The organism is Undibacterium parvum, assembly GCF_003955735.1.
Classification (GTDB): Bacteria; Pseudomonadota; Gammaproteobacteria; order Burkholderiales; family Burkholderiaceae_D; genus Undibacterium; species Undibacterium parvum.
This window is the reverse complement of the sequence record NZ_CP034464.1, coordinates 4850956-4875900: the sequence shown is the minus strand read 5'-3', so window position 1 is coordinate 4875900 and position 24945 is coordinate 4850956. Positions and strand designations below refer to the sequence as shown.

Sequence of the window (24945 nt, the reverse complement as noted above, 5' to 3'; positions counted from 1 at the left end):
TTGTTTTTAATTAGTTTGATTTATAGGATGAGGCGAAAATATGCATGTATTGGTGGCTATCGGGGCGTGCAATTTTTGGCGATTTATTGCTCCTAGAATTAGAGCAGGGGATAGGTTTCATTTCTATATTTTTACGATTAGAAAATCATTACTCTCAAGACAATGATTATTTGATATTCTACCGGATTAGATTTTACGATGACTGACCTGACTATGAAAACACACATCATCGCCCTCGGTGGCGGCGGCTTTTCTTGCGGCACTGAGCCTGGTTTGGATCGCTACATTCTGGAGCAGTCTGGGCTAACGAATCCACGCATAGGCTTCGTGCCTACCGCCAGTGCCGAAGATCCGGCTTATATCATCAAGTTTTATCAGCGTTTTTCTACGTTGGCGTGTTGTCCTAGTGATTTAAAGTTTTTTGATCGGACTCCTGATCTGCTGGCTTGGGCGCTGGCGCAGGATATTATTTTTGTCGGCGGCGGTAATACCAAAAGCATGCTGGCGGTATGGCAGGCGTGGGGTTTCGATGATATTTTGCGGCAGGCGATGCAGCAGGGCGTGCTGTTGGCGGGGATTAGCGCTGGTGCGATTTGCTGGTTTGAATCAGGCGTAACGGATTCTTACGCCGATCACCTCAGCGCCATTCCTGGATTGGGATTTTTGCCTGGTAGTTGCTGTCCGCATTATTCGGATGATGTGGCAAGGCGGCCAAGTTTTGAACAAATGCTCATGCAAGGCGAAATCAGAGATGGTATCGCCATCGATGATGGTGCTGCCGTGCATTTTGTCGATGGCAAGCTGACGCGCATTGTGCAGGGTAAAGCGGGAGTAAGTGCGTATCAGGTACAGAGCACGAAGGATGGGGTGCGCACTAGCGCGATTCCCGATGTGGAGATTGTGCAGACCTACCTTAGTTCTGCGGTCGTCTGCAAAAAATAAAATTGAGCCCACGCCAGCGCGCATATTCCATGCGCTTCTTCGGGCATGCCAGGCTGCAGGCCGCATAGGATATGCGTGTTGGCGTGGGTGCTTAATTTTTTTCTTTTTTTATTCTTCTTCGTCGAACTCTTCAGCCAGATTGGTCCAGCCATGTTTTTTGGCGAAAGCACAAAATTCTTCTGGCGCTTCTAAAACTATCAGTTTTCTTTCTTGCAGACCGAGATCGCTATGGCCGAAGTCGGGGCCTACATAGCCGAGGCTGCGTAGTTTTGCCATGATGTGGCCTAACAGTATTTTGTCCTTGCACAGGCTGTTTTCGATGGGGCCGGAAAAGTCAACATATACGTCGATGATGCCATAGCCTTCGTCGAAAATACGAATGGCCTTGACCTCATGGTTGGCGCCGGATGAATCGGTGGCTTTAAAGGGGCCGCTCAGCTGGATATCGGTATCGTTAGTCATTTTTTATCGCTATGAAATTGGGGAAACCGTTTATCTTAGCATGCGAGTCCTACCCTTTTGCTAAGTATGAGTGCTCTTGCCACGACTATGTCAGCGATGAGGGGGACTTTGGTTTTCGCCATAGGCGCCTTCATGAAGAATTAAATCGTGATAATTATTGAAAATACAGCTACTTCTGTTTGCCAGAAAGCTGCGGAGAAGGTAGTCTCTTTTATATTGCGAGTTCTTATTTTGTGGCGCGTACATCTCCGTCCTTAGTCTTCTGAAGTTGCTTAATTGCAAGCGGTTTCACTTTGCTCTCGTTAAATCAAATATTCACAGGGTTTTAACCGGTATGGAATTGCTCGCTAAAAATAGAAATCGGGATGCCAGGGTGGGCTTGAGTCTATTTTCCTTGCTGCTGTTGGCGTATATCTGGGGCAGTACTTATTATCAATTATTAGATGCTAAAAACGAGGCGATACAAACAGCGCAAAAAGACGCTCGCAATTATGCCCGCACCATAGAAGAGCACACCATACGCACCTTGCAGACTGCCGATCAGGCGGCCTTATTTGTCAGTGAGCATTATCTGGTGTCGGGTCTGCGTTTCGATCTGCTGTCCTATATGAAGAGCGGCATCATACTCGGAGATATTTTGAATCAGGTATCGATAGTCGATCAAAAGGGTGAGTTGGCCTTGTCTAATTTGCCTATGAAAAAGACTAACCTGGCTGATCGCGAACATATACGCGTACACATGGAAAAAGACCTGGGGCAATTATTTGTCAGTAAACCTGTGTTGGGTCGTATCTCGCAAAAATGGTCGCTGCAAATGACACGCCGAATCAATCATGCCGACGGTAGTTTTAATGGCGTCGCGGTGGTCTCGGTCGATCCTTTTTATTTCACCCGTTTCTATGACGAGATTAATTTAGGCAAACATGGCACGGTAACGATGTTTGGCGAAGATGGCATCGTGCGTGCGCGGCGCGATGGTAAATCGGCTGAGGTCGGCCAAGATCTCTCAAAAGGGATGATCTTTAAGGCGGCATTGGCCAATGGCAGCGGCGATATGCGTAGTACCAGTGTGGTGGATGGCAAAGAGCGCTTGTTTAGTTATAGAAAAATTAAAAATTACCCTCTGTATGTCGCCGCAGCAATCGGGATAGAAGATGCGCTGGCACCTTACCAGACCAGAAAGATAGAGGCGCTACGCTTGTCTTTGATCGCCTCTTTGTTGATCATCGCATTTAGCGTGTTCGTGATCGCCATGGTCGGGCGTTTGCAACGCAGTGAGCAGCATGCCCTCAGTGCCAACGCTGCCAAAACATCTTTGTTGCATGATCTGGAATTACAAAAAGATGAATTGAAGGCGTCTTCCGATAGGCTAGACACCATAGTGCAAAATGCTGCTGATGCAATTATTACGACCAATGACAGAGGGGATATTGAGTCATTTAATCACTCTGCCGAATCAATTTTTGCCTGCTCTGCCAAGGATCTGTTAGGTCGTAATATGCAACAACTGACGCCGACTTTACAAGCAGGGAGTTGGAAATTACTCGAAGCCGGAGTGTTGGGTGTGGTGGAGGGCGTGCGCAATGGCGGCGCCGTGTTCCCGCTTGAAATCACCACCAGTAAAGTGCATGTTCTGGGACAAGATAAATTTATCCTGATCGCCCGCGACATTACCGAGCGTAGGAAAGTCGAACGCCTGCAGCAAGAATTCGTTTCTACCGTCAGCCATGAATTACGCACGCCACTGACCGCGATACGAGGCTCTTTAGGTTTGGTTGCAGGCGGCGTGACGGGAGTCTTGCCTGTTCAAGCGGCTACTTTGGTGAAAATGGCGTACACCAATACCGAGCGCTTGACCCAGCTTATTAATGATTTATTGGACGTGCAAAAACTCGAGTCTGGCCTTTTAAGTCTGACCCAGGTGAGCTGTAACTTAGCTAAATTAATTGATGAGGCACGCGACGTCAATCAAGCTTTCGCCACGCGACTAGAGGTGAACATCGCTCTGCACAATCCCACGCCCGATGTGCAGGTGAACGTCGATGCGGGTCGTTTCCAGCAGGTGATGGCGAACTTGCTTTCAAACGCCTGCAAATATTCTAATCAGGGCGACACGGTGATGATAGCCACCAAGCTGCTTGCGTCCGATCGGATAAGGATAGCGGTAAGCGATCGTGGTCCGGGTATTTCTGAAGAATTTAGAGAGAGAATTTTTCAAAAATTTTCCCAGCAAGATTCCTCCGATACCAAGGCAAAAGGTGGCTCTGGCTTAGGGCTGTCGATTTCGAAAGCGATCGTCAACCAGATGGGGGGGGAGATCGGTTACCACTCCACGATCGGCGAAGGTAGCTCTTTTTATGTCGATTTCCCGGTGTATTCTGGCTAACTGCGGATGCGTAATCGGCGCGACTATTTTAAGCCTCGGTATGCGGTAAACAGGCCAGCAGGTAATCAATAAATAGACGCATCTTGAGGCTCACCTCTGCGCGATCACGATAGCAAATATGGAAATCGAGAGGCTCGGCATCCACTCTGGTGTCGTCGTTTTGATCCGATGATTCGTCAAATAAAGCTTGTAGTTGGCCGCTGGCAATCAAGGGCTCGGCGATAAAACTAGCTAAACGGGCTATTCCTGCTCCTGCCACCGCCATCTGCGTTAGGCTATCGATGTCATTGCTGATGATGCTGGGACGCAGTTCTGGTTCGAAGTGCAAACCGTCACGGATAAAGGTCCATCTGAATAACAGACCATTAAAGGAAATGCGATACAGCAGACAAGCATGCTCTTTTAAGTCTTCCGGGGTGCGCGGTATTCCAGCCCTTTGCAGATAGCTAGGCGCAGCGCAAATCACCATGGGTATGGTGGCGATGCGACGGCTCACCAGATGCGGTTCTAACTGCTGTTTGAAGCGTATGCTGAGATCGACATCGTCATTGCTGTGATTGACGTTAAAGTCAGTCGAGATCAACTCTATAGACAGACTAGGGTAGCGCGCACAAAATGCCGGCAATAGCGGTGCAATGATGTGCCTGCCATAGGTGACCGCGGTAGCGATGCGCAAGCGGCCTTGTGGCACGCCCTGCAACTGATCCACTGCCGATCTGGCTAGTTCCAGCCTATGTAAGACATCGCTCACTTTCGCATAATAAACGTCGCCGCTCTCGGTGAGACTCAATTTTCGGGTCGTCCGTGTCAGTAATTTCACCCCCATATATTGCTCGAGTCGGGCAATATTTTGGCTGGCGGCGGCGGGCGTAATGCCTAGTTGTCGCGCTGCCGATGCGATGCTACCGCTCTCTACTGCCTTGACGAAACTATTTATGCCGCTCAGAGTATCCATAGCTTTCCTGCGTGATTGATTTATTCATTCGTAATTTTAGCTTAATGGCCGACTTAGCGTTACTGCTCTAGTTAATTAGCAATCAACTGCATAAAATGAGTTCTTTCCCAGCCATTGTGGAGCTTGGTTTTCCAAGGGCATCGCGGAGCAAACTAGTCATAGAAAGAGTGAAAATAAAATGAAAAATTCTGAAGCAAGTCAGTCCTTAGCAAAGTCGGCACCGAATAGTTGGAAGCTGCCGGCCCGCTACACCCCGCAAGTTTTTGCCTTTTACATGGCTGCCATCATGGCTTTTTTGATGTCAGCGGTGATCGTGGCAGCCAACGCTGGTATCAAGGATGATTTTTTGAGCCGTGTTTTACATGCCTATCAATTAGCAATGCCGGTGGCTTTTTGTTGTGTCTTGTTGGTGCGGCCAGTGGTCATGAAATTGGTCGCTTTGACTGTGCGCAAATAAATTTGGCGTGCAGTATTGACTGGTATTGATAGTGTTGACGATGCGCATCCTAGTTCTGATACGCATCGTGGTTTGCAATAGGACTAATACCCTATAGTTTGTGCCGCCTCGTGCACTAACTGTTTAAATAGATCATGCCGCATGGCGCTGATTTCTCCGGTTTTAATTGCAGCAGTCACCGCACAGTTTGGTTCTGCATGGTGATGGCAATTGTAGAATTTGCAGTTGCCCAGATAGGGTAGAAATTCTGGAAAAGCGCGCTCCAGCATGCCTTCACTCAAATGATGTAGCCCAAACTCTTGAAAGCCTGGTGAATCGATCACTGAAGTTGGCTGGCCCTGATAGGCATCCATTTGAAATAGACGGGTGAAGGTGGTGGTGTGTTTACCAGTATCCAAGGCAGCAGAAATCTCACGGGTAGCGATCTCGGCATCCGGGATAATCAGGTTAATCAGTGAAGATTTCCCCATCCCTGATTGGCCGATCAGGATAGTGCTTTGCCCCTGCAGCAAGTTCATCAGGGTGACGCGGGTAGTGTCCGGCATGCCGGTCACGGAGACTTCGTGCACCGGATAGCCCAAGCTGGCGTATAGACCCACGCGTTCCCTTGCCTTGGGCAGGCTGGTGGTTACGTCTATCTTATTTAAAATAATGTGCGCCTTGATGCCGGATGATTCTGAAGCGACTAGCGCACGCGAGATCAAATCGTCAGAAAAACTAGGCTCGGTGGCGACTACCACCACCAGTTGCGTCAGATTGGCTGCCAGCATTTTCGACTTATACTGATCCGAGCGATACAGCAAAGTCTGGCGCGGTGTGATGGCTTCTATCACACCTTGATTCTTCGAAGTCAGCTGATATTCGACGATATCGCCGACCGCTACATCGCTTTTTTTGCCACGGGTGACGCAATGCAGTTTGATGCCATCCGCCTGCACCAGATAATGCCGGCCGTGGGCTGCAATCACAGTTCCCAGGGCGTTCGCAACGATTTCTTTCTTAGCCATCAGGAAAAACTTTGCTGATAAATGCCATCGACTTTGGCGGCACAAATGAAATCATTCTCTGAAATGCCACCTTTGCCAGCATTGACCGTGTGGGTGTCAAAGCGGATCACGCAACGATTGTAGGTCACCACTAATTCAGGATGATGGTCTTCAGCGTGTATCACGTAAGCAATTGCATTGATGAAGGCTAGTGTCTCATAGTAATTTTTAAATTCAAAAGTTTTGACTATGCGTGCGCCATCTTGTACCCAGCCTGGGGTGGCCGCGAAATAATCTGGCAAGCTGGCAGCATCGAGGGCGTCGACCGTGTGGTGAGATTTTTTCGCGAGTAGATCAGTGGTTTTTATCATGCTATTGCTCCTGATGGGGTTGCCGATGTTGCTGATGTTGCGCTCAATTGTAGTTTGCCTATCCGCACTGAGGCTGGCGGGTGCGAATCGTAAAAGGCAGAATGCAAAGGGTCTGGGGTGAGGGTAGATGCATTGTCTTCATATAACTTGACCAGGGCCGCCACTAAATTCTCGGCGCTACTATGTTTGGCCGCGAAGGCATCGGCCTCAAACTCGTGTTTGCGGGAAGTGATAGAGGACAGCGGTGACAGTATAAAAGTAAAAATAGGCAGGGACAGCATAAATAAGATCAGCGCCATGGCATCGTTAGCGGCCAGTAGCATAGGGTCTACGCCTAGTCCTGTATAGAACCAGACTTGTTGTTTCAGGTATCCCAGCAATGCCAGGAAGCCCAGCGAGATAATAAACATCACGCAGATGCGTTTGACGATGTGCTTGAGCTTAAAGTGGCCTAATTCATGTGCCAATACCGCTTCTATTTCTGCCGGACTTAAACGTGACAGCAAGGTGTCGAAAAACACGATACGTTTGGATGCACCGAAACCGGAAAAATAGGCATTGCCATGTGCACTGCGTTTAGAACCATCCATGACAAATAAGCCCTTAGAAGCGAAGCCCACTCTTAGCATCAGGCCCTCGATACGGGTACGCAGGCTATCGTCTTCCAGTGGCGTAAATTTATTAAACAAAGGTGCGATCCAAGTCGGGAAAATCACCATCATCAAGAGCTGAAAACCGCTCCAGAAGATCCAGGCATATAGCCACCATAAGGCTCCGGACTTTTCCATCAACGTCAACATGACCCAGATTAAAGGCAGACCGATCACAGCGCCGAGCAATGTGCTCTTTAGCATGTCGCCGAAAAACAGGCCTTTAGTCATTTTATTGAAGCCAAATTTTTCTTCCAGTACAAATTGCTTGTAATAATCGAAAGGCAAATCGATCAGACTGGTGATTAGTGTAAAGGCGATTAATAAACTTAATTGATACAGCATCCCCGGTCCGCTCAATTTCACCAGACTGACCGCTAGCCATTGGAGGCCGCCAAACAGCGTGAAGCCGATCAACACGATAGCGTTTAATAACAGCATCTGCATACCTAATTTGGTTTTTGCAATGGTGTAGTCGGCCGCTTTCTGATGGGCTGCCAGCGGGATGCGCTCGGCGAACTCGGCAGGCACCGCGTTGCGATGCTGCAGCACATGACGGATGTGCCGCGAACCTAGCCAAAACTGCAAAACCAGGGTCAAAAGTAAAAATGTGACGAATAAAACAGAAAACGCTGTAGAAATCATGGGAAAATGCCGCATTCAGAAATAAATTATCAAGCCAAGGAAGAATTATGTCACAAGCGACCGAGATACAAGCAAGTACGTCGAAACCAGCCAAGCCAAATGAAATGAATTTGATCTGGGTCGATATGGAAATGACCGGTTTAGACCCGGATAAGGATGTGATTATCGAAGTTGCGGTGGTGGTAACCGATATGCAGTTGAACGTGATTGCCGAAGGTCCGGTATTTGCGATTCATCAAGCCGATGAAATCATGGACAAGATGGATGCCTGGAATAAGGGCACGCATGGTCGCTCTGGTTTGATAGAAAGAGTTAAAACCTCTACCGTGACCGAAGCCGATGCCGAGAAAGCCTTGATAGAATTTTTGAAGTTGCATGTGCCTAACGGTAAATCGCCTATGTGTGGTAACACCATTTGCCAGGATAGACGTTTCATGGCGCGCGGCATGCCTAAGCTGGAAGCGTTTTTTCACTACCGCAATCTAGATGTGTCGACGCTGAAAGAGTTGTGCCGTCGATGGAAGCCTGAACTTTTAAGCGGCTTCAAAAAACATCAAAAACATACCGCCATGGCAGACATCATAGAATCTATCGAAGAGCTGAAATACTACCGCGAGCATTTCATCAAGGAATAAGTGCCCCGCAGTTTGTACCAGACTTGAAACAAAAAAGACTTCTGATCGCTCTGATCGAAGTCTTTTTTATTTTGTGCGCCACATTTAGCTGTTAAATCGCTATTAATGTTTGCCCGTGCTGCCGAAGCCGCCTTCGCCACGTTGGCTATCGCCAAATTCTTCCACGATATTGAAGCCCACCTGCAAGACAGGGACGATCACCAGTTGCGCCAATCTTTCCATCGGTTGCAAGACAAACTCGGACTGACCACGGTTCCAGGTCGAGACCATCAGTTGACCCTGGTAATCTGAATCGATCAGGCCGACCAAATTACCCAATACGATACCGTGTTTGTGGCCCATGCCACTACGCGGTAAGATCATCGCGGCATAGCCAGGGTTGTCGATGTGGATCGCCAGGCCGGTTGGTATCAATACGGTTTCACCCGGTTTGATGGTGATGGCGGCATCGATGCAGGCGCGTAAGTCCAGACCGGCACTGCCCGGCGTGCCGTAAGCTGGCAACAGGTCTGTCATACGGGAATCGATAATTTTGAGATCTATATTTTTCATGAAGATTTTTGTTCAGGCTAGGGTGTTAATGATGCGGTGATGTGTGTCAGGACTTATTTGCAGATATCTATTTGCTGAACTCTATTTGTTGATACGAGCTGCAATCTCTGTGATCAGGCCTTGCGCCAGTGTCAGCTTATCAGCGCGTGCTATGTGTTGATGGCCGTTCTTATCGAACAAAACCAATTCATTGTCATCGCTGCCGAAAGTGGCGTGACCAATATTGCCGACCAAAAGTGGAATATTTTTCTTGATGCGTTTGGCAGCGCCGTATTCCAGCAGTTTTTCTGATTCAGCCGCAAAGCCCACGCAATACGGGGCATTTTTCAATGCGGCGACGCTGGCGAGGATGTCGGGATTGAGTGCAAATTCTAATTGCGGGGTATCGCTGTCGCTGGTCTTTTTAAGTTTTTGATTGCTGGCATTGGCAACGCGCCAATCTGCCACTGCCGCTACCGCGACAAAGACATCACTAGGCTGGCTAGCTAATTGCGCCATCACAGCGTCATGCATTTGCTGCGCGGTTTGTACTTGTATGCGACGCACCCCGTACGGCGCTGCCAGAGCGGTAGGGCCAGAGATCAGGGTGACAGTTGCCCCGGCTTGCCAGGCGGCCTGCGCAATCGCATAGCCCATTTTGCCTGAAGACAGATTGGTGATACCACGTACCGGGTCGATAGGCTCAAAAGTTGGGCCGGCGGTGATCAGCAGGTGTTTGCCGCGTAAGCTCTTGGTCTGAAAACTAGCGATGATCTCGCTGAATAATTCTGCTGCTTCCAGCATGCGTCCCATGCCGGTTTCGCCACAGGCTTGTTCGCCTGCCGCCGGGCCAAGTACTTGTATGCCATCGGCGCGCAGCTGTGCGACATTGCGCTGGGTCGCCGGGTTTTGCCACATCTCTACGTTCATCGCCGGTGCGATCAGTAGCGGAATATGCGCAGGTCTTGCCACGCATAGCGTCGATAACAAATCATCGCAAGCGCCATGCGCGAGTTTGAAAATGAAGTCGGTGCTGCAGGGCGCGATCACGATTAAATCGGCATCGCGACTGAGGTCGATGTGCGGCATATTATTGGCGATGCGCGCATCCCACTGGTCGGTGTAGACCGTGTTGCCGGATAATGCCTGCATGGTGACGGGCGTAATGAATTGGGTGGCCGCCTGCGTCATGACTACTTGCACCGACGCGCCAGCTTTACCGAGCGCGCGGGTCAGTTCGGCCACTTTGTAGCAAGCGACACCACCGGTCATGCCCAAGACAATTTTCTTACCGGCTAAACTCATCAAGTTCGTCATCGCGAGGTTCCTCTATTTTTTTACGCGGCGCAGTTCGTCGAGTATGAACAAGCCGGCCCCTATGCAAATGGCGCTATCGGCGATATTGAAAGCCGGAAAATGGTAAAGCTCTTTGTAATGAAAATCTAAAAAATCAATCACATGGCCGTACAGTAAACGGTCGATGACATTGCCGAGTGCACCACCCATGATCAGCGATAAAGCCCAGCAAAACAAGCGCTGACCGGCATTTTGCTTGAGCAAATAAATGATGAAGAGGGATGCGACCACACCGATAGCCGTGAAAAAATAGCGCTGCCAGCCAGATTCTGCCGCTAAAAAGCTAAATGCCGCGCCCTTGTTATACGCTAGCACCAGATTGAAGAAAGAGGTGATCGATAGCGTTTCGCCATAAGTAAATAATTTGGTGACCGTGATCTTGCTGAGTTGATCGAGCAAAATGATAATTGCCGCCAGTCCTAACCAGGGAACTAAAGAATTGCCGGATGACTTGCTCACAAATTTATTTGCTGTGGGGGCTGCGCTGCGTTTTTTGGTTGCCATGTTCTTTGTTGGTACGGTGGTTGGTATTGTTTGATTGGGCTTAGCCTTGAATGCGCAAAACTTGATCGGTAAAGCTTCAAATAAATATAAATTGCTGAGTGCATGGTGGGTTACGGCTGCGCCTAACCCACCCTACGATGGCACTCTATTTTACGCAAATTGTCGTACTTCGCCTGCGCCAAACAAATTGCTCACGCAGCGGCCACACAGACCTGGGTGCTCTACGTGGCTGCCGACTTCGGCGCGGTAATGCCAGCAACGCTCGCATTTCACATACGGCGAGGCTTGCACAACTACCGCCTCTTCGGCTTCGCTGGCGACCAGTTCAACGCTGGCGGCTGAAGTAATTAAAGTAAATTTCAGGTCGTCGCCAAAGCTATTCAAGACTTCAAACTTGGCAGCGCTGGCCTTAATTACTACTTCGGCTTGCAAGGATGAACCGATCGCACCGGATACGCGCACTTCTTCCAATTGCTTGGTAACGTCGGTGCGTATCGCGCGCAGGGCAGCAAACTTCTCTAGCAAGGCGGCGCCATCGGCGATGGCTGGTAAATCGTAGAAAGTTTGCGTGAAGATGGTTTCATCGCTGGCGGCATAGGCGTCGGCGCTGGCAAAACTGAGCCAGGCTTCTTCGGCAGTAAACGACAGGGTCGGTGCCATCAGGCGCAACAGGCTTTGCGTGATGTGCCAGATGGCAGTCTGGGCCGAGCGCCGTGCGGCGGACGTGGTGCCGCTGGTGTACAGACGATCTTTCAGAATATCCAGATAGAAGCCACCCAGATCTTCGGAGCAGAACGACTGCAATTTGGCGACCACAGGGTGGAACTCAAACTGCTGATAATGCGCCAGGATATCCGCCTGCAAAACTGCCATATTCGCGATCGCATAGCGATCGATTTCCAGCATATCGGCCACCGCCACCGCATCTTTGCTGAAATCGAAGTCGGAGGTGTTCGCCAGCAAAAAGCGCAGCGTGTTACGGATGCGACGATACGATTCTGTGACACGCTTCAAGATCTCGTCCGAGATCGTGATTTCGCCAGAATAATCGCTAGAGGCAACCCACAGACGCAGGATGTCGGCGCCCAGAGTTTCAAAAATCTTTTGTGGCGCTAAAGTATTGCCCAGAGATTTGGACATCTTCTTGCCGTCGCCATCGACCACAAAACCGTGCGTCAGCAAAGCCTTGTAAGGGGCACGGCCATCTAGCATGGATGCCGTCAACAAGGATGAGTGAAACCAGCCGCGATGCTGATCCGAACCTTCCAGATACAGGTCAGCGGGAAAGCAAGATTGTTCCTTATGCGAACCGCGCAATACCGTGTAATGCGTGGTGCCGGAATCAAACCAGACGTCCAGTGTGTCGCGGTTTTTCACGTACATATCGGCATCGGCATCGAGGAATTCATTGATGTCCAGTTGCTGCCAGGCTTCGATGCCCGACTCTTGCACGCGTTGCGCGATTTGCTCCAATAATTCTGGGGTGCGAGGATGCAGTTGGCCGCTTTCTTTATGCAAGAAAAATGCCATAGGCACGCCCCATTGACGTTGGCGCGATAGCGTCCAGTCTGGGCGATTGGCGATCATGCCATGCAAGCGGGCTTGGCCCCAGGCTGGGAAAAATGCTGTTTCATCGATTGCCTTGAGTGCTGTTTCGCGCAGGCTAGGGCCGCCATCTTTCGGCGTGTTGTCCATGCTGGCAAACCACTGCGAGGTAGCGCGGTAGATGATAGGTGTTTTATGTCTCCAGCAATGCATATAGCTATGCTCGAACATCTTGAACGAGAATAGGGCGCCAGCTTCTCTGAGCTTGTCGCAGATAGGCTTAGAGGCTTCCCAGATCGTCATGCCGGCAAAGAACGGCAACCATGAAGCGTATTTACCATCGCCCATTACCGGGCTGATGATGTCGTTGTCCTGCATGCCGTGCGCCTTGCACGACTTGTAATCTTCAATACCGTAGGCTGGTGCTGAGTGAACTACCCCGGTGCCGCTCTCTAGCGTCACATAGTCAGCCAGATACACGGGCGAAAATCGATCGTAGCCAGCATCCATTGCGGCCAAAGGATGTTTAAATTTGATTTCGGATAAATCGGCACCCAGACAAGTGGCGATCACTGTGCCTTCGAATCCGTAATTCGCCAGACTGGCCTCGACCAGATCTTGCGCCAGGATCAGCAGAATAGCTTCGCCATCGCGCACGGTTTGCACTAGTGCATAGGTGAATTCAGGATGCACGTTCAGCGCTTGGTTAGATGGTATGGTCCACGGTGTAGTGGTCCAGATCACCGCATAGCCCTTATCCAGTGGCAGCTGGTCTAATTTAAATGCGGCCGCCAGTTTGTCGAATTCGGCAAAGGCAAAGCCGACGTCGATAGACGGATCACGCTTGTTTTCGTATTCGACTTCGGCTTCTGCCAAGGCCGAACCGCAATCGAAACACCAGTTGACTGGTTTTAAACCGCGATACACATAACCCTTGTCCAGCAAAGTGCCCAGTGCGCGGATTTCGTCGGCTTCATTGCCAAAGGCCATGGTCTTGTACGGATTGTCCCACTCGCCCAAGACCCCGAGACGGATAAAATCGGCCTTCTGGCGTTCTATCTGCACTTCGGCATAGGCGCGTGCTTTGGCTTGCACCTCGGCCACCGGCAGATTCTTGCCGTGCAGTTTTTCGATCTGGATCTCGATAGGCATGCCATGACAATCCCAGCCCGGTACATAGGGCGCATCGAAACCTGCCAGAGTGCGCGCCTTGATGATCATGTCTTTTAAGACTTTGTTGACGGCGTGCCCGATATGGATATCGCCATTGGCATACGGTGGGCCGTCATGCAGCAAAAATTTTGGGCGATTGGCAGCGGCCTTACGAACCCGCTCGTAGATTTTTTTGTCTTGCCATTCCTTGATCCATTTAGGCTCACGCTTGGCCAGATCGCCGCGCATAGGGAAGGGCGTTTCTGTCATGTTGACCGGGTATTTACTGGCCACTTTGGCTGATTTTTCGTTAGACATAATTTTGCTTAAATTCGGTTAAAAATAAATTTTAATAAGGAGATGCGGATATTTTTTTGTGTTTTTTGCGAAGAGAGGTTGCCGAGCTTCGCTTTAAATTCGGTCGCTCGCAGAGATTGCCGCGCTGCTAGCTGTGGCGCGCTGTTCAAAATAGGCTCTGGCTTGCTGGGCATCGCGTTCTATTGCAGCGGTCAGCGTAGGCAGATCGACGTATTTCTCTTCATCGCGCAGTTTTTGCAAAAATTCTATCTGTACCACTTTACCGTAGGCATTGCCGCTGTAATCAAACACATGGGTTTCTAGCAAAACGTGGCCGCTATCATCCACGGTCGGGCGCACACCCAGGCTGGCAACTGCTGGCAAAGGCGATTCGCTTAAGCCATGCACCTGCACCACAAAAATCCCTTGTAACGCCGGGCGATGATGGGCCACCCGTAAATTCAGAGTAGGGAAACCGAGTGTGCGTCCCAGCTTCTGACCATGTACCACATGACCCGAGATGCGGTAGCTGCGCCCCAATAAACTCTGGGTCTCGTTAAAATCACCAGCGGCTATCGCTGCCCGCACCGACGAGGAAGAAATTCGCACGCCCTTATCTTGCACTGCCGCCAGGACCTCTACTTCGAAGCCGTACTCTTTGCCGGCCGCGCTCAGCATGTTTATATCGCCAGCGCGTTTGGCGCCATAGCGAAAATCCTCACCGACCATCATCCATTTCACATGCAAGCCCTCGACCAGGACTTTTTGTATAAAGTCTTGTGGGCTCAGCGCGGCAAAATGGGCGTTGAAATGTTCGACAATGACTCTATCGACACCGGCCAAAGTGAGCGCATCGAGGTTGTCGCGCAGATTGGCGATGCGGGTCGGTGCTTTAGAGAGGTCGCCCAGCAACTGGGCAAAAAAGCTGCGCGGGTGCGGCTCGAAAGTCATCACCGCGGCCTCAAGATTTAGGCGTGTGGCGGCTTCGCGCAATCTGGACAGCAAAACCTGATGTCCTAGATGCACGCCGTCAAAATTGCCTATCGCCAGCGCACAAGGCGCGCGCGCGGCAGCATTAGGGAGTCCACGAAATACTTTCATTATCACTCAGGGAAACAATTGCAAAAACCTTAGATTATAAGGGCTTTCACCCTCAATTTTGCGCATGGGCATGCCTAAATGCGGATTTAGTGCCTGATGTGCGGTAATTGTTGCAACTTATGCAGTAAATTATCAGGCTGAATACTGCAATTGTGTGATGGGGTTAAGGAAGATTCATCAGTAATTCTGGGCAATTGCTGGCGTCGGACTGGCAGCTTGTTGGATTTGCTATGAGTGCGCATCATGCTTTGATACTGGCTGGGGTATAGGCTCATGCGCCGCGCTTGCGCAGATGCTTCGTGCGCAATCGGGCGGTGCTCTCGCATACTCCCTATAATCGCTAGCGAGGTGAGGGTAAAGCTTAGAGCGAAATTACTAAATGAGCATTGGTTTTATGCACTAATGTTATTATTCATGCCATGCTTAGGCTGCGTTAGTCCGCAGATTATCATTCTTATTTTTCTGGGCTTTGGAGGTGAAACGATGATATTTGCAAATGGCTTATTACTGCGCCCCTTGTTAGCTGCCGATGCCGCAGCATTTACGGCAGCGGTCTTGGAATCGGTAGCCAGCATCGCGCCGTGGATGCCCTGGTGTAAGCCTGATTACAGCGAACAAGATGCTTTGACATGGTTCGCGCACAGCGGTTCGGCTCAGGAGACTGGGAGTGCTTACGATTGTGGCGTGTTCTGTCTGGACACTGGCGACTTGCTCGGCGGTGCAGGGCTTAATTCCATCAATACCTTGAATAAAATGTGCAATCTCGGCTATTGGGTGCGTTCGTCCAGGCAAAGGCAGGGGATCGCACTGCGCTGCGTGCAAGCCTTGTCCGAACATGCGTTTTCACAACTCGCTTTGCAGAGAGTGGAAATCGTGGTGGCAGTCGGTAATAAGGCCAGCGAGGCAGTTGCGATCAAGGCCGGCGCGCAACGCGAAGGCCTGGCGCGCAAGCGCCTGTACCTGCACGGCGCAGCGCACGATGCGCATATGTTCGCGCTGGTATCGGCCTAGGTTTACTGGGCGGGATAAGAATGCTGGCGCTGATTCAAACTACTTCTTGCTCACATACCCGGGTGGGTATAAGCAGCTGAGCCGTGCTTGCGCACATACTGTATGCGCAATCGCCCGGCCAGACTGCATACTCCCTTATTTGTCGATTTTATTCGATTTCCTTAGACTTGCTACCCGCACCAAAAATGGCGCGTTTGGCGGTCTCGCTGATGGCGATCACGGCGGGGTCGGTGATGCGTCTGGCGGTGCTGATGAGGTAGATTTGTTCGATGACGCTATCGATTTGCCCCACCACGCGGACTTGATACTGCGCGCAAATATCGTCTTGCATGGCGCTGGGGCCGACGAAAAAACCTGCGGCGGCTTGGCCGAATGCCTTCATCAAGGCACCGTCATCAAACTCGCCGACGATATTGGGCCTGAGATTATTCAATTCTAACCAATGCAATAGTTTTGCCTGGATGGCCACATCCTCTCCAGGCAGTAAGAAAGGCGCCTGGTCGAGCATGGCAGGAAAAGCTAGCTTATTTTTTTTGATGAGCGCGGCGGCGCCGAAAACGCTCAGGCCGCATTCGCCCAATAAATGGTTGTAGCCACGCACGCTTAAGCTCGGTGGCATCGGCCTATCGGCAATGATCATGTCGAGCTTGTGGATCGCCAACTCTGCTAATAACATCGCCAGGCGGCCTTCGCGGCAAATCAGGCGTAGGGGGTCGGGCAATGCCAGAGCCGGTTCTAGCAGGCGATAGGCGATAGACTTGGAGACCGCGTCCGAGATGCCGACCCGAAAGCTACGTTTTTTTGCGCTGCTGGTCTGATGTAAGCTGGCCAGTAAGTCGTCGCCAGTGGAAAAGATGGCGTCGGCATGGCTTAAGATACGGCGTCCGGCATCGGTCAGTTCCAGATTACGTCCTTGCTTTTGGAATAGTTCTACGCCCAGGTTCTGTTCAAACTCCTTGAGCTGCCCGCTGATGGCGTGCGGTGTCAGGTGCATCTGCTCGGCGGCGCGTGCGATGCTGCCGGTTTTTGCCACCATCCAGTAATAGCGCAGGTGTTTGTAGTTAAGTGTGCTCATGCCAAAGTCAAAGTTGCTGCTGCCTGCTAGTTGGAAATAGGGCGGTAGTGGCAGTATTAAACTCCTGGCCTCTCGATTAATCTCCCCGCGCTAGTTGCAAACGATTATATCTGCGACGGCGCAAGGCATGTAGTACATTCAAGCGCCAACTCACTTGTACCAAGATATAGCCAGCTAGTGCCAGCAATACGGCGAGTAGCAAGATGCCTATGAGTAAGGGCTGGCCGCTCGCCAATAGCCATTCTGACCAGGCGCTCCAGAGTAATTGCGGGTGTTGCCAGTCGCTGGCGGGGAAGCTCGGTAAATTGCTGGCGCCAGCATCTCCCATGCACCAAAGGCCTAGGGTATAGGCCAACATATACAGTGGCACTATCGTAAAAGGATTGCTAAAGCAAGTGCCCAGCACCGCAGCTGGTAGATTTACCCGCAACACGATGGCAAAGGAAATCGCAGCCAGCATTTGTAGTGGGCCGGGTATCATGCCGCAAAATAGACCCAGCGCCAGACCACCAGCGATTAAATTGCGTTTCACTGACCACAGTTCTATGCGATTTAAAAATGGCGCGAAGCGTCGTGTCAATTGGTATTGGCCTAGCGTTTCGCGCTTAGGTAAATAGCGCTGTAGTAGTTTTTTGGGCATAACTTGTTTGCCTAGTGTGGATTTAGCTGGCAGAGCCTGGCGTCGGCGCTAGCGATTTTAGGCAGCGTGCCCGGACCCTGCGTTGCTGTCGCGAGCAGAGGCAAGGCTGAGGCTCAGGCTCATTGCAGGCAGCGCTGGTCTTCTCGCTCTTCGGCTCGACTTCGCGCGCGTCCTCGCTCGGATATGCTCAGGCGCAGCCCGGTAGGCTTCGGTGTAACGCAAATCGACCAGATTACACTGCCATTTTTCCAGCGCCTGAGTGAGTAATACCGCCTCACCCTCACTCAACTTGCCATCGGCATCGACCACCGCCAGCATGACATTGAGTAGTACTCTTTGCAGGCTAGGATGACTCACTTCGGTGAGTAAGCGATCGATGACTAGCCGGTCTAGCTCGATTTTTCCATAATCGTAGCCGCGCATGCTTTGCAGCATGTCTTCACACAAGTGATGCAGCACAGTGTCAAATTCTGCCTCTGTCATGTCTATGCGCGCCAATAATCTGCTATCGGCTACGACTTCGATTTCTGACTGATCTAATCCACCATCGGCAAGCATGGCCAATCCAAGTATCCTTGCCATCGCAAGCTTGCTGTTTTGTGGGTAACTACGCATGATTTTTTCCTCAATGTTTGCTGTGCTGGGTGCTAAATTTAGCAGTTAAATTTAGCGATGCGAGTGGCGCTGAGCTTGTGCATCATGTCCGCTGCGACGTGCCCGCATGGGCTGGGTCGCATACGTGGAATGCTGCTCATCTTGCTCTGCCTCGGTGTTGCTCTCGCTGGCCGAAATGCGCTGATGTTGAAACTCACGAACGCGCTCTAGTTTGCGCGATAAAGTGCGCTCTATACGGTCGGCCGCTTTATCGATCGCCACGTATAAATCGGCCTCTATGTCTTTGATAATCAGGTCGGCATGGCCGACGATAGGGATCTGTATGGTGCAGCACTTATCGTTGCCGCCACGCGGGCCGTTAATGTCGGAAAAACGTACTTTCACGGTGCGCACTTCGTCGCTAGCCCAATCAATCGCAAACTGCAAACGGCGCTCGGTATGAAGCCGCAAAGCTTCGGTTAATTCGAATCCTCTTGCCTGAATATTGATACGCATGTCTACTTCTCCTGGTGGTTGAAACGCTCTGTAAGTGGAACTATAGTAGGGCTTGCAAATAGATCGTACTAGTCGTAAATATTTATTTAATACATCGAAAAAATGAAGGTATTCATGCGGCTGAACGGTGTGCGAAAGGCGTGTTAGAAATTGTGTCAGCCATAAAAAAACCACGCATACTAGCGTGGTTTTTTATGGGGTAGTGCGGGCTTAATGTTGCTGAATGTGCCTTAATGTGGCTTGCTGGCCTGCATAGTCTTGGTCATGATCTGGTCGCAATAGGCGATCGCCAGTGCCGACAGCAAAAACACCATATGTATGCTGGTCTGCGCGATCAGCTCTTGCGCCGAATAGGCCTTGACGTTGATAAAAGTTTTTAGCAGGTGGATCGACGAGATACCGATAATTGCCATCGCCAGTTTTACTTTGAGTACCGAAGCATTCACATGCGAGAGCCACTCTGGTTGATCTGGGTGTTTATCCAGACCCAGGCGCGAGACAAAGGTTTCGTAGCCACCGATGATGACCATGATGAGCAGATTGGAGATCATCACCACATCGATCAAGCCGAGTACCACCAGCATGATGGTCGATTCATTGAGTGAAGTCGGTTTGAGTTCCGGTGTTACCGCCACCGCGGTCAGTAGATGCTGCAGTGAGGCCTCATTGCCCCAGACTGCGCCAATTAAGACGCTCAACTCGACCCAAAAATGGAAAACATATACGCATTGCGCCAAAATTAGGCCTAGATACAGAGGCAATTGCAGCCAGCGGCTAAAGAAAATTAAACTCGCTAAGGGCGATAGTTTTTTTGGTGTTACAGAAATCGACATGCAAGTTCTCCAGGGTAAAAGGGTGCTTTTTAGTAAAATTGATTAGTAAAATTGCTTAGTAAAAATTGTGTAACCAGCTTTGGTACAGCGGTAAGCCGATTAAGACATTGACCGGAAAGGTAATTCCCAGTGCGGCCAACATCGCCAGTCCTATATTAGCATCTGGGATGGCAGAGCGTATCGCGGCTGGTGCTGCGATGTAGGAGGCGCTGGCGGTGATGCCAGCCAGTACCAGAGCGCTGCCTTCTGGTAAGCCTAAGGCCAGTGCGCTGGCTATGCCTATCCACGCCAAGACGAAGGGTGACAAGCCTGCGAACAGCATCAGGCGCCAGTGCTGCCACGGCAACGGCGAGCATACCTTGGCGGTGGATAAGCCCATTTCGAGTAAAAACAGGGCCAACATGGTTTTAAAGCCGTCGAATAAGACCGGTGCCAAGGGTTTCAGGCCTAGCGGACCAAACAGATAGCCGATGACGACTCCGCCACCAAGTAATAAGACGCCACGACTGGTGAGTGCTTCGCGCAGTATGCTGCTGTTGTTACCATGCCCACTCAGGCGGCGATGCAGCCATAACATGGTGACGATGGCAGGTAATTCGAGTAACACCAGATACAGTGTGGTCTCTGGATTTAAGGGCAGATTGGCTTGTTCTACCATCGCCAGTGCCACTGCAAACGTACCGGCACTGACCGAGCCGTAATGCGCCGCGATACTGGCGGCATCGTCTAAGGATAAGCGCACGAATCTACGCAAGATCGGATAGCAGCATAAGGGGATGATGAAACCGAGTGCGACTATGGGCAATAATTGGCTCAGCATGGACAACTGAAATTTGCCATGCAAGGCCATTCCACCCTTGAGTCCGAGCACCAGCATCAGCAAAATAGACAGAGTTTCGTAAATCGATCTGGGGACCTTGAGATCCGATTTAAGCAGGCCGGCGACTAAGCCCAGGATAAAAAAAGCGATGACGATATCGGGCATGGGAGATCCAAAATGTGAACAATCTGGCTATTGTGACGACTTTTTGTTATATGGGATAATAAATACTTCGATACATAAACATAGATGATTATCTATAATTTCTCTATTTAGCCCTTCATGAATATACGTCATCTCAGTTTTCGCCTGTTGCAGGTGTATGTACAGGTAGTGCGTTCTGGTGCGATTACTGCTGCAGCGCGCAGCTTGCACCTGACCCAGCCTACCGTGTCTTTGCAGTTAAAAAAGCTAGTCGAAGCGGTCGGCGAACCGCTGCTGGAGAATCGCCAGCAGCGTCTGGTCACCACCCATGTTGGTGCTGAGCTGTACCGCGCGGCCTGTGATGTACTGGGGCGCTTTGAAGACTTCAATGGCTTTTTAGACGAGGCGCGTGGCGGCAGCTCGGGGCATATCAATATTGGCATCGTGACCACCGCCAAATATGTGATGCCGCGTATTTTGGGCGCGTTTTACCGCTTGCTGCCGCAGGTCAGCGTCACCCTCAATGTGGGTAATCGTGCGCACATCATGGAGCGCTTTGGCAAGCAAGAAGATGATTTGTATCTGTTTAGTCATCCGCCCAGCGGGCCCACGGTGCAAGCCACCCGCATCCTTAAAAACCCGCTGTTGGTGATTGCGCCTGCCGACCATTGGGCGGCCGGCCGCAGCCAGTTGCGCTTTGCTGAGCTACGTCAGGAAAGATTTTTGATGCGGGAGCCAGGCTCGGCCACGCGCATGATGTTTGAATCCTGGCTCAGCGCTCAGGGCATAGACTTGAGTAATATCATGCAGATAGAAAGCAATGAGGCGATCCGTCTCAGTGTGGCATCGGGACTCGGGCTGGCGGTGACTTCGGCGCATACGCTGGAACAGGGGCGCGAAAACCTGGTGATCTTGCCAGTCGAGGGCTTTCCTTTGGAAAGCAATTGGTATCTGGTCAGCAGAAAAGACCGGCGTATGCCGCATGCCGCCATGCAGTTGATACGATTTATCGCCGAACACCTGCACGAGTGCGTAGAGCCAGCCTGGGTCGCCCCCGATATCGCCAGCCTGGCCCAACATTTTGACAGTGCCGCGCCGCCTACTCAGGATTAGCGTTTATTCTTTGGGCAATACCGGGTGGGGTATGGGTGCTTGCGTCCTAATCGCGCATATGGCATATGCGCGATCGGCTAGCGCAGCCCTATACTCCCCTTAATTTACGGTTTGTGCAGTTAGCTTGGCAGGGCCGTTGAGCTGCTCTGGCTTAATTTAAACTGGCACGTGAACTTGGCAGTGAGCTTGGCACGTGAGCTTGGCAAGATGCGCCATCAATGATGATGCGACCACGACACATCCGGCGAGGCCAAGTAGCCTGCCACCGCCTCTTTATCGCCAGTGGCGTATTTCATCACTACACCGCAAGTACAGATACCTTGGTAAGGTTGGATATGCGAGCAGGCCGAGACTTTTTGTAGGAAGACTTCGACCTGTTTGCTGCATTGCGTGCATTTAAATCTGAGGATACGGGCTGGTTTGTTCATGCTGATGTATTTACTGATGGGTTAATTGGTGGTGATGGTTTTAAGCTGATTTTAGATTACCGTTCAGCCGACTATAAAAAAAGTCAAAACACCTCAACACAGAGACACAGAGACACGGAGGTTAACAGAGGTTAACCAGGAAATTCTCCGTTTTTTCTCTGTGTCTCTGTGCCTCCTTTGAGAGGTTTTCGTTTTTTTAATGATTTTCCTTGTAGGCTGAATAGTAACAATTTTAGGCAGATTTACGCTGAACTCAGACCAACTTCAGTCGCCATAAAGACGTCACTTCTAGCGCGCGCGCCGCGTGTAGCGGATCGCTGGTGTCGGCTGTTTTAGGGTGCTGCGGGCGTATGTCCATCTTGCCGACCACTTGCAGGCCGCCGGCCTCTATCCATGACCATAGCTCGGCGCTAGTGCGCAGGCCCAGATGTTCGGCGATGTCTGAGAGTATCAGCCAGGCTTCGCCTTGCGGCTCTAAATGCGCAGCGACACCGGCCAAAAAGCCGCGCAGCATGCGGCTGTCCGGGTCGTACACGGCGTACTCTATTGGCGAACTAGGGCGCGCCGGTATCCAGGGCGGGTTGCAGACGATCATCGGGGCGCGGCCTTCCGGAAAAAGGTCGGTCTCTAACAGTTCGACTTGCTGCGCGACGCCTAAATTGCTCAGGTTTTCGCGCGCGCATTGCAGGGCGCGTGGGTCTTGATCGGTGGCGATAATTTTTTTGATGCCGCGCTGCGCCAGCAAAGCCGCCAGCACACCGGTACCGGTACCGATATCGAAGGCCAGCTCATTGCCAGGCAAGGGCGCTTTGGCGACCAGGTCGATGTACTCGCCACGCACTGGCGAAAACACGCCGTAATGCGGATGGATGCGGCCAGCGATGGCAGTAATCTCCACGCCTTTTTTGCGCCATTCATGGGCGCCGACTACGCCTAACAGCTCGCGCAAGGATGCCACAAAGGGTGTCGCTGTCTCGCCAGCGGCCAGCGGGTAGGCCTCGCTACAGGCTTGCTGCACATCTGGCGCACGGCGCAAGGGGATTTTAAAATCGGCATCAAACGGGATCAACACCATCGCCAGCACGCGCGCCCTTTGCGATTGCGCCTGGCGGTGCAAGTGAAAAGCCTCGGCGCCGCTGGCAGGAGCTTTGGTTTTTTTAGCCGATTTCTCTGGCTTCTTATCGATACGGCGCGCCAGCGCTTGCAGCAGTTGCCGCGCATTTTGAAAATCGCCGCGCCAGAGTAAGCCAGTCCCTTCGCAGGCCAGCTTGTAGGCAGCATCGGCAGTCATGCGATCATCCGCAATCTGCACCCGTTTCGGCGGCGCCATGCCGCTTTCAGAATGCCATCTGAGGCTCTGTTGCGTATCGTTTTCTAACCAGCAAAGGAGGGGGGGTGTAGGGTTCATGTAATACCTGATGTTCTTGTTTTTGTGGGGGAAGAGCGTGCCGCATGCAAGAGAATCGCAGGGCGGGGCAAGCCTAAAGCCGAAGTGTAGCAAAGATTTGCTGGCTGACCCCGATTGCGGGGTAGTGGTGGGTGAATTTTATGTTTGAGGAGTCGAGGAGCCGGACGCTATTCGTTAAACGGATCAGCTAAATAGGAAAGTCAAAGCCGTAAAAAGCTCAAGGGGGAAATGAAATTAATTTCATTATTGCTAATTTACTTGGTAGAATGCAATTTGGTTTCTTCGCTGCACTTGTTGCCTTATTTAAACCTACTATTTTTGAAGTATATGCTAAGCGGGTTAAGGCTTGTTAGATAGAAGAAACTCGTGGCTAGCCTTTTAGTTGCCGATTATTTTTTAAATGAAAATTTAAACATGTAGGGATCTTCTTTTCATCATCATGACAACACATCAACTTGGATTGCTTGAAAACGCTGTCGATAGTCTTGCAGAAGCTCTGCTGAAGTATGAGGAAGGCGAGGATGGAAATGCAAAGGCGTACAAATTCGCTGTTCTACAAATGGCGCACTTTATAGAATTAATTTTTAAGCATCATATTGCGGCTAAGCACCCGCTTCTGATTTACAAAGATCCATTCTCTCCAAAAATCGATAAGAACAAAACGATCACTCTATGGGATGCCATTAATTTTATCAACAACGAGTCAAGTGGCACGATTTCAACCGAACTCCGGAAAGATCTTGACTGGTTAAAGCGTCTAAGGAATGAAATTGAACATCATAAATTCACGATGCAGGTTCCAGAGGTTCGTGCAACGATCGGGCGCCTATTCAGGTCAGTATTGGAATTCCTTGAAGTGCATACAGAGCTCGATATTGAGGCGTTGATTGCCGAGCCCGCTTTAGCCACTTTCCAGGTGCTTTCCGACGAATACGCTTTCCGACTAAATGATGCACTTCGCGAGGCTGATGAGTATGAACGAGCCAATCCTGTCGATCACAAAGATCCAGATGCAGATCCAGCAAGGCTGAACTGTGACAACTGCGGTAATGAAACGATGATCCAAGAGGAATCGTCTTCTACTGGTTATAGGTGTCTTTTTTGCGGAAACGAGGATGGGGACGACCTTCCCGCACGCTGCGATATCTGCGGGATTGCAGCCACGCAGGGCGAGTTAGAGAGTTGGGCTATGGACGATGATGGATATGAAATGCGCTGTTACTACTGCTCAGGCAAATATCACGCAGATAAAGATGATTGATGACACTAGCCAAGTAGATTGGGTGCAATGAGCGTTGCTTAATTATTAGATTGCTTTTCGTTAAATTTTTTGTCTGTCCAGAACACATCAAGCATCTATGCAATAAAATCAATGTTCGGAGTGGATT

Annotated in this window: 25 protein-coding genes; 7 read left to right on the top strand and 18 right to left on the bottom strand. The window is 50.8% G+C overall.

Features of this window, described 5'->3' with window-relative positions:
• Positions 1-213: 213 nt before the first annotated feature.
• Positions 214-942 (top strand): Type 1 glutamine amidotransferase-like domain-containing protein, encoded by a 729-nt coding sequence (locus EJN92_RS21235; protein ID WP_126129662.1) that lies wholly within the window; start codon positions 214-216, stop codon positions 940-942.
• 108 nt (positions 943-1050) lie between these two features.
• On the opposite strand, the gene EJN92_RS21230 is transcribed toward EJN92_RS21235, so the two are convergent.
• Entirely contained in the window at positions 1051-1404 is a 354-nt protein-coding gene (locus tag EJN92_RS21230; protein WP_126129661.1) for a hypothetical protein, read from the bottom strand.
• A 334-nt stretch (positions 1405-1738) separates the two neighbouring features.
• On the opposite strand from EJN92_RS21230, the gene EJN92_RS21225 reads away from it, so the two are divergent.
• Positions 1739-3790 carry an ATP-binding protein gene (locus EJN92_RS21225; RefSeq protein WP_126129660.1) on the top strand — a complete coding sequence of 684 codons (2052 nt, stop codon included), beginning with the start codon at positions 1739-1741 and terminating at the stop codon, positions 3788-3790.
• Between the two features lie 28 nt (positions 3791-3818).
• Here EJN92_RS21225 and EJN92_RS21220 read toward each other — a convergent pair whose 3' ends face one another.
• The gene (locus EJN92_RS21220; RefSeq protein WP_126129659.1) at positions 3819-4745 is read right to left on the bottom strand and encodes a LysR family transcriptional regulator; all 927 of its coding nucleotides are present in this window, start codon (positions 4743-4745) and stop codon (positions 3819-3821) included.
• 178 nt (positions 4746-4923) lie between these two features.
• Between EJN92_RS21220 and EJN92_RS21215 the strand changes: the two genes are divergently transcribed.
• Positions 4924-5202 carry a DUF2798 domain-containing protein gene (locus EJN92_RS21215; protein ID WP_126129658.1) on the top strand — a complete coding sequence of 93 codons (279 nt, stop codon included), beginning with the start codon at positions 4924-4926 and terminating at the stop codon, positions 5200-5202.
• Positions 5203-5285: 83 nt separating this feature from the next.
• Here the strand turns inward: EJN92_RS21215 and rsgA are convergent, their stop codons facing one another.
• The 3 genes from rsgA to EJN92_RS21200 are packed head-to-tail and all read right to left on the bottom strand — an operon-like array spanning position 5286 to position 7854.
• Positions 5286-6209, bottom strand: a complete 924-nt coding sequence (gene rsgA / locus EJN92_RS21210) for a ribosome small subunit-dependent GTPase A (protein WP_126129657.1) — start codon at positions 6207-6209, stop codon at positions 5286-5288.
• A complete protein-coding gene (locus tag EJN92_RS21205) occupies positions 6209-6559 on the bottom strand; it encodes a 4a-hydroxytetrahydrobiopterin dehydratase (protein ID WP_126129656.1) in 351 nt (116 codons plus the stop codon). Before EJN92_RS21205 ends, rsgA begins: the two co-directional genes overlap by 1 nt.
• Positions 6556-7854 carry a M48 family metallopeptidase gene (locus tag EJN92_RS21200; protein WP_126129655.1) on the bottom strand — a complete coding sequence of 433 codons (1299 nt, stop codon included), beginning with the start codon at positions 7852-7854 and terminating at the stop codon, positions 6556-6558. The genes EJN92_RS21205 and EJN92_RS21200 overlap by 4 nt, the downstream gene beginning before the upstream one ends.
• A 47-nt stretch (positions 7855-7901) precedes the next feature.
• On the opposite strand from EJN92_RS21200, the gene orn reads away from it, so the two are divergent.
• Entirely contained in the window at positions 7902-8489 is a 588-nt protein-coding gene (orn, locus tag EJN92_RS21195; RefSeq protein ID WP_126129654.1) for an oligoribonuclease, read from the top strand.
• Positions 8490-8591: 102 nt separating this feature from the next.
• On the opposite strand, the gene dut is transcribed toward orn, so the two are convergent.
• The 5 genes from dut to EJN92_RS21170 form a co-directional block, all read right to left on the bottom strand.
• Positions 8592-9041, bottom strand: a complete 450-nt coding sequence (gene dut, locus EJN92_RS21190; protein ID WP_126129653.1) for a dUTP diphosphatase — start codon at positions 9039-9041, stop codon at positions 8592-8594.
• Positions 9042-9122: 81 nt separating this feature from the next.
• Positions 9123-10325 carry a bifunctional phosphopantothenoylcysteine decarboxylase/phosphopantothenate--cysteine ligase CoaBC gene (gene coaBC / locus EJN92_RS21185; protein WP_126130054.1) on the bottom strand — a complete coding sequence of 401 codons (1203 nt, stop codon included), beginning with the start codon at positions 10323-10325 and terminating at the stop codon, positions 9123-9125.
• 24 nt (positions 10326-10349) lie between these two features.
• On the bottom strand, positions 10350-10880 hold the full coding sequence (gene lspA, locus EJN92_RS21180) for a signal peptidase II (protein ID WP_126129652.1): 531 nt from the start codon (positions 10878-10880) through the stop codon (positions 10350-10352).
• A gap of 150 nt (positions 10881-11030) precedes the next feature.
• Positions 11031-13895, bottom strand: coding sequence for an isoleucine--tRNA ligase (gene ileS / locus EJN92_RS21175; RefSeq protein ID WP_126129651.1), 2865 nt, complete (start codon positions 13893-13895; stop codon positions 11031-11033).
• A gap of 93 nt (positions 13896-13988) precedes the next feature.
• Positions 13989-14975, bottom strand: a complete 987-nt coding sequence (locus tag EJN92_RS21170) for a bifunctional riboflavin kinase/FAD synthetase (protein WP_126129650.1) — start codon at positions 14973-14975, stop codon at positions 13989-13991.
• 483 nt (positions 14976-15458) lie between these two features.
• Here EJN92_RS21170 and EJN92_RS21165 point away from each other — a divergent pair, with 483 nt between their 5' ends.
• Positions 15459-15986 carry a GNAT family N-acetyltransferase gene (locus EJN92_RS21165; RefSeq protein WP_126129649.1) on the top strand — a complete coding sequence of 176 codons (528 nt, stop codon included), beginning with the start codon at positions 15459-15461 and terminating at the stop codon, positions 15984-15986.
• A gap of 148 nt (positions 15987-16134) precedes the next feature.
• Here the strand turns inward: EJN92_RS21165 and nhaR are convergent, their stop codons facing one another.
• The 6 genes from nhaR to EJN92_RS21135 form a co-directional block, all read right to left on the bottom strand.
• A complete protein-coding gene (gene nhaR / locus EJN92_RS21160) occupies positions 16135-17061 on the bottom strand; it encodes a transcriptional activator NhaR (protein ID WP_126129648.1) in 927 nt (308 codons plus the stop codon).
• Between the two features lie 76 nt (positions 17062-17137).
• Entirely contained in the window at positions 17138-17701 is a 564-nt protein-coding gene (locus tag EJN92_RS21155) for a DUF2062 domain-containing protein (RefSeq protein ID WP_126129647.1), read from the bottom strand.
• Positions 17702-17758: 57 nt separating this feature from the next.
• Positions 17759-18316 carry a tellurite resistance TerB family protein gene (locus EJN92_RS21150; protein WP_126129646.1) on the bottom strand — a complete coding sequence of 186 codons (558 nt, stop codon included), beginning with the start codon at positions 18314-18316 and terminating at the stop codon, positions 17759-17761.
• Between the two features lie 51 nt (positions 18317-18367).
• Positions 18368-18811, bottom strand: a complete 444-nt coding sequence (locus EJN92_RS21145) for an HPF/RaiA family ribosome-associated protein (RefSeq protein WP_126129645.1) — start codon at positions 18809-18811, stop codon at positions 18368-18370.
• Between the two features lie 230 nt (positions 18812-19041).
• Positions 19042-19644 (bottom strand): YqhA family protein, encoded by a 603-nt coding sequence (locus EJN92_RS21140; RefSeq protein ID WP_126129644.1) that lies wholly within the window; start codon positions 19642-19644, stop codon positions 19042-19044.
• 55 nt (positions 19645-19699) lie between these two features.
• On the bottom strand, positions 19700-20629 hold the full coding sequence (locus EJN92_RS21135; protein WP_126129643.1) for a sodium-dependent bicarbonate transport family permease: 930 nt from the start codon (positions 20627-20629) through the stop codon (positions 19700-19702).
• Between the two features lie 117 nt (positions 20630-20746).
• Between EJN92_RS21135 and EJN92_RS21130 the strand changes: the two genes are divergently transcribed.
• On the top strand, positions 20747-21721 hold the full coding sequence (locus EJN92_RS21130) for a LysR family transcriptional regulator (RefSeq protein ID WP_126129642.1): 975 nt from the start codon (positions 20747-20749) through the stop codon (positions 21719-21721).
• 215 nt (positions 21722-21936) lie between these two features.
• Here EJN92_RS21130 and EJN92_RS21125 read toward each other — a convergent pair whose 3' ends face one another.
• Both EJN92_RS21125 and EJN92_RS21120 read right to left on the bottom strand, forming a co-directional pair.
• Complete coding sequence (locus tag EJN92_RS21125; RefSeq protein WP_126129641.1) at positions 21937-22149, bottom strand: hypothetical protein; 213 nt, start codon at positions 22147-22149, stop codon at positions 21937-21939.
• 253 nt (positions 22150-22402) lie between these two features.
• The gene (locus EJN92_RS21120) at positions 22403-23557 is read right to left on the bottom strand and encodes a methyltransferase (protein ID WP_126129640.1); all 1155 of its coding nucleotides are present in this window, start codon (positions 23555-23557) and stop codon (positions 22403-22405) included.
• Positions 23558-23996: 439 nt separating this feature from the next.
• On the opposite strand from EJN92_RS21120, the gene EJN92_RS21500 reads away from it, so the two are divergent.
• Positions 23997-24818 (top strand): hypothetical protein, encoded by an 822-nt coding sequence (locus tag EJN92_RS21500; protein ID WP_157984416.1) that lies wholly within the window; start codon positions 23997-23999, stop codon positions 24816-24818.
• The last annotated feature ends 127 nt before the right edge of the window (positions 24819-24945 follow it).

Bases quoted from the DNA above. Each gene is read 5' to 3' on its own strand.
- EJN92_RS21145 (WP_126129645.1), bottom strand. From the start codon at position 18,811: ATGCGTATCAATATTCAGGCAAGAGGATTCGAATTAACCGAAGCTTTG.
- EJN92_RS21165 (WP_126129649.1), top strand. From the start codon at position 15,459: ATGATATTTGCAAATGGCTTATTACTGCGCCCCTTGTTAGCTGCCGAT.
- dut (WP_126129653.1), bottom strand. From the start codon at position 9,041: ATGAAAAATATAGATCTCAAAATTATCGATTCCCGTATGACAGACCTG.
- ileS (WP_126129651.1), bottom strand. From the start codon at position 13,895: ATGTCTAACGAAAAATCAGCCAAAGTGGCCAGTAAATACCCGGTCAAC.
- EJN92_RS21205 (WP_126129656.1), bottom strand. From the start codon at position 6,559: ATGATAAAAACCACTGATCTACTCGCGAAAAAATCTCACCACACGGTC.
- EJN92_RS21150 (WP_126129646.1), bottom strand. From the start codon at position 18,316: ATGCGTAGTTACCCACAAAACAGCAAGCTTGCGATGGCAAGGATACTT.
- EJN92_RS21200 (WP_126129655.1), bottom strand. From the start codon at position 7,854: ATGATTTCTACAGCGTTTTCTGTTTTATTCGTCACATTTTTACTTTTG.
- lspA (WP_126129652.1), bottom strand. From the start codon at position 10,880: ATGGCAACCAAAAAACGCAGCGCAGCCCCCACAGCAAATAAATTTGTG.
- EJN92_RS21215 (WP_126129658.1), top strand. From the start codon at position 4,924: ATGAAAAATTCTGAAGCAAGTCAGTCCTTAGCAAAGTCGGCACCGAAT.
- orn (WP_126129654.1), top strand. From the start codon at position 7,902: ATGTCACAAGCGACCGAGATACAAGCAAGTACGTCGAAACCAGCCAAG.
- EJN92_RS21235 (WP_126129662.1), top strand. From the start codon at position 214: ATGAAAACACACATCATCGCCCTCGGTGGCGGCGGCTTTTCTTGCGGC.
- EJN92_RS21140 (WP_126129644.1), bottom strand. From the start codon at position 19,644: ATGTCGATTTCTGTAACACCAAAAAAACTATCGCCCTTAGCGAGTTTA.
- nhaR (WP_126129648.1), bottom strand. From the start codon at position 17,061: ATGAGCACACTTAACTACAAACACCTGCGCTATTACTGGATGGTGGCA.
- EJN92_RS21230 (WP_126129661.1), bottom strand. From the start codon at position 1,404: ATGACTAACGATACCGATATCCAGCTGAGCGGCCCCTTTAAAGCCACC.
- EJN92_RS21125 (WP_126129641.1), bottom strand. From the start codon at position 22,149: ATGAACAAACCAGCCCGTATCCTCAGATTTAAATGCACGCAATGCAGC.
- EJN92_RS21225 (WP_126129660.1), top strand. From the start codon at position 1,739: ATGGAATTGCTCGCTAAAAATAGAAATCGGGATGCCAGGGTGGGCTTG.
- EJN92_RS21135 (WP_126129643.1), bottom strand. From the start codon at position 20,629: ATGCCCGATATCGTCATCGCTTTTTTTATCCTGGGCTTAGTCGCCGGC.
- rsgA (WP_126129657.1), bottom strand. From the start codon at position 6,209: ATGGCTAAGAAAGAAATCGTTGCGAACGCCCTGGGAACTGTGATTGCA.
- coaBC (WP_126130054.1), bottom strand. From the start codon at position 10,325: ATGAGTTTAGCCGGTAAGAAAATTGTCTTGGGCATGACCGGTGGTGTC.
- EJN92_RS21130 (WP_126129642.1), top strand. From the start codon at position 20,747: ATGAATATACGTCATCTCAGTTTTCGCCTGTTGCAGGTGTATGTACAG.
- EJN92_RS21155 (WP_126129647.1), bottom strand. From the start codon at position 17,701: ATGCCCAAAAAACTACTACAGCGCTATTTACCTAAGCGCGAAACGCTA.
- EJN92_RS21120 (WP_126129640.1), bottom strand. From the start codon at position 23,557: ATGAACCCTACACCCCCCCTCCTTTGCTGGTTAGAAAACGATACGCAA.
- EJN92_RS21500 (WP_157984416.1), top strand. From the start codon at position 23,997: ATGACAACACATCAACTTGGATTGCTTGAAAACGCTGTCGATAGTCTT.
- EJN92_RS21170 (WP_126129650.1), bottom strand. From the start codon at position 14,975: ATGAAAGTATTTCGTGGACTCCCTAATGCTGCCGCGCGCGCGCCTTGT.
- EJN92_RS21220 (WP_126129659.1), bottom strand. From the start codon at position 4,745: ATGGATACTCTGAGCGGCATAAATAGTTTCGTCAAGGCAGTAGAGAGC.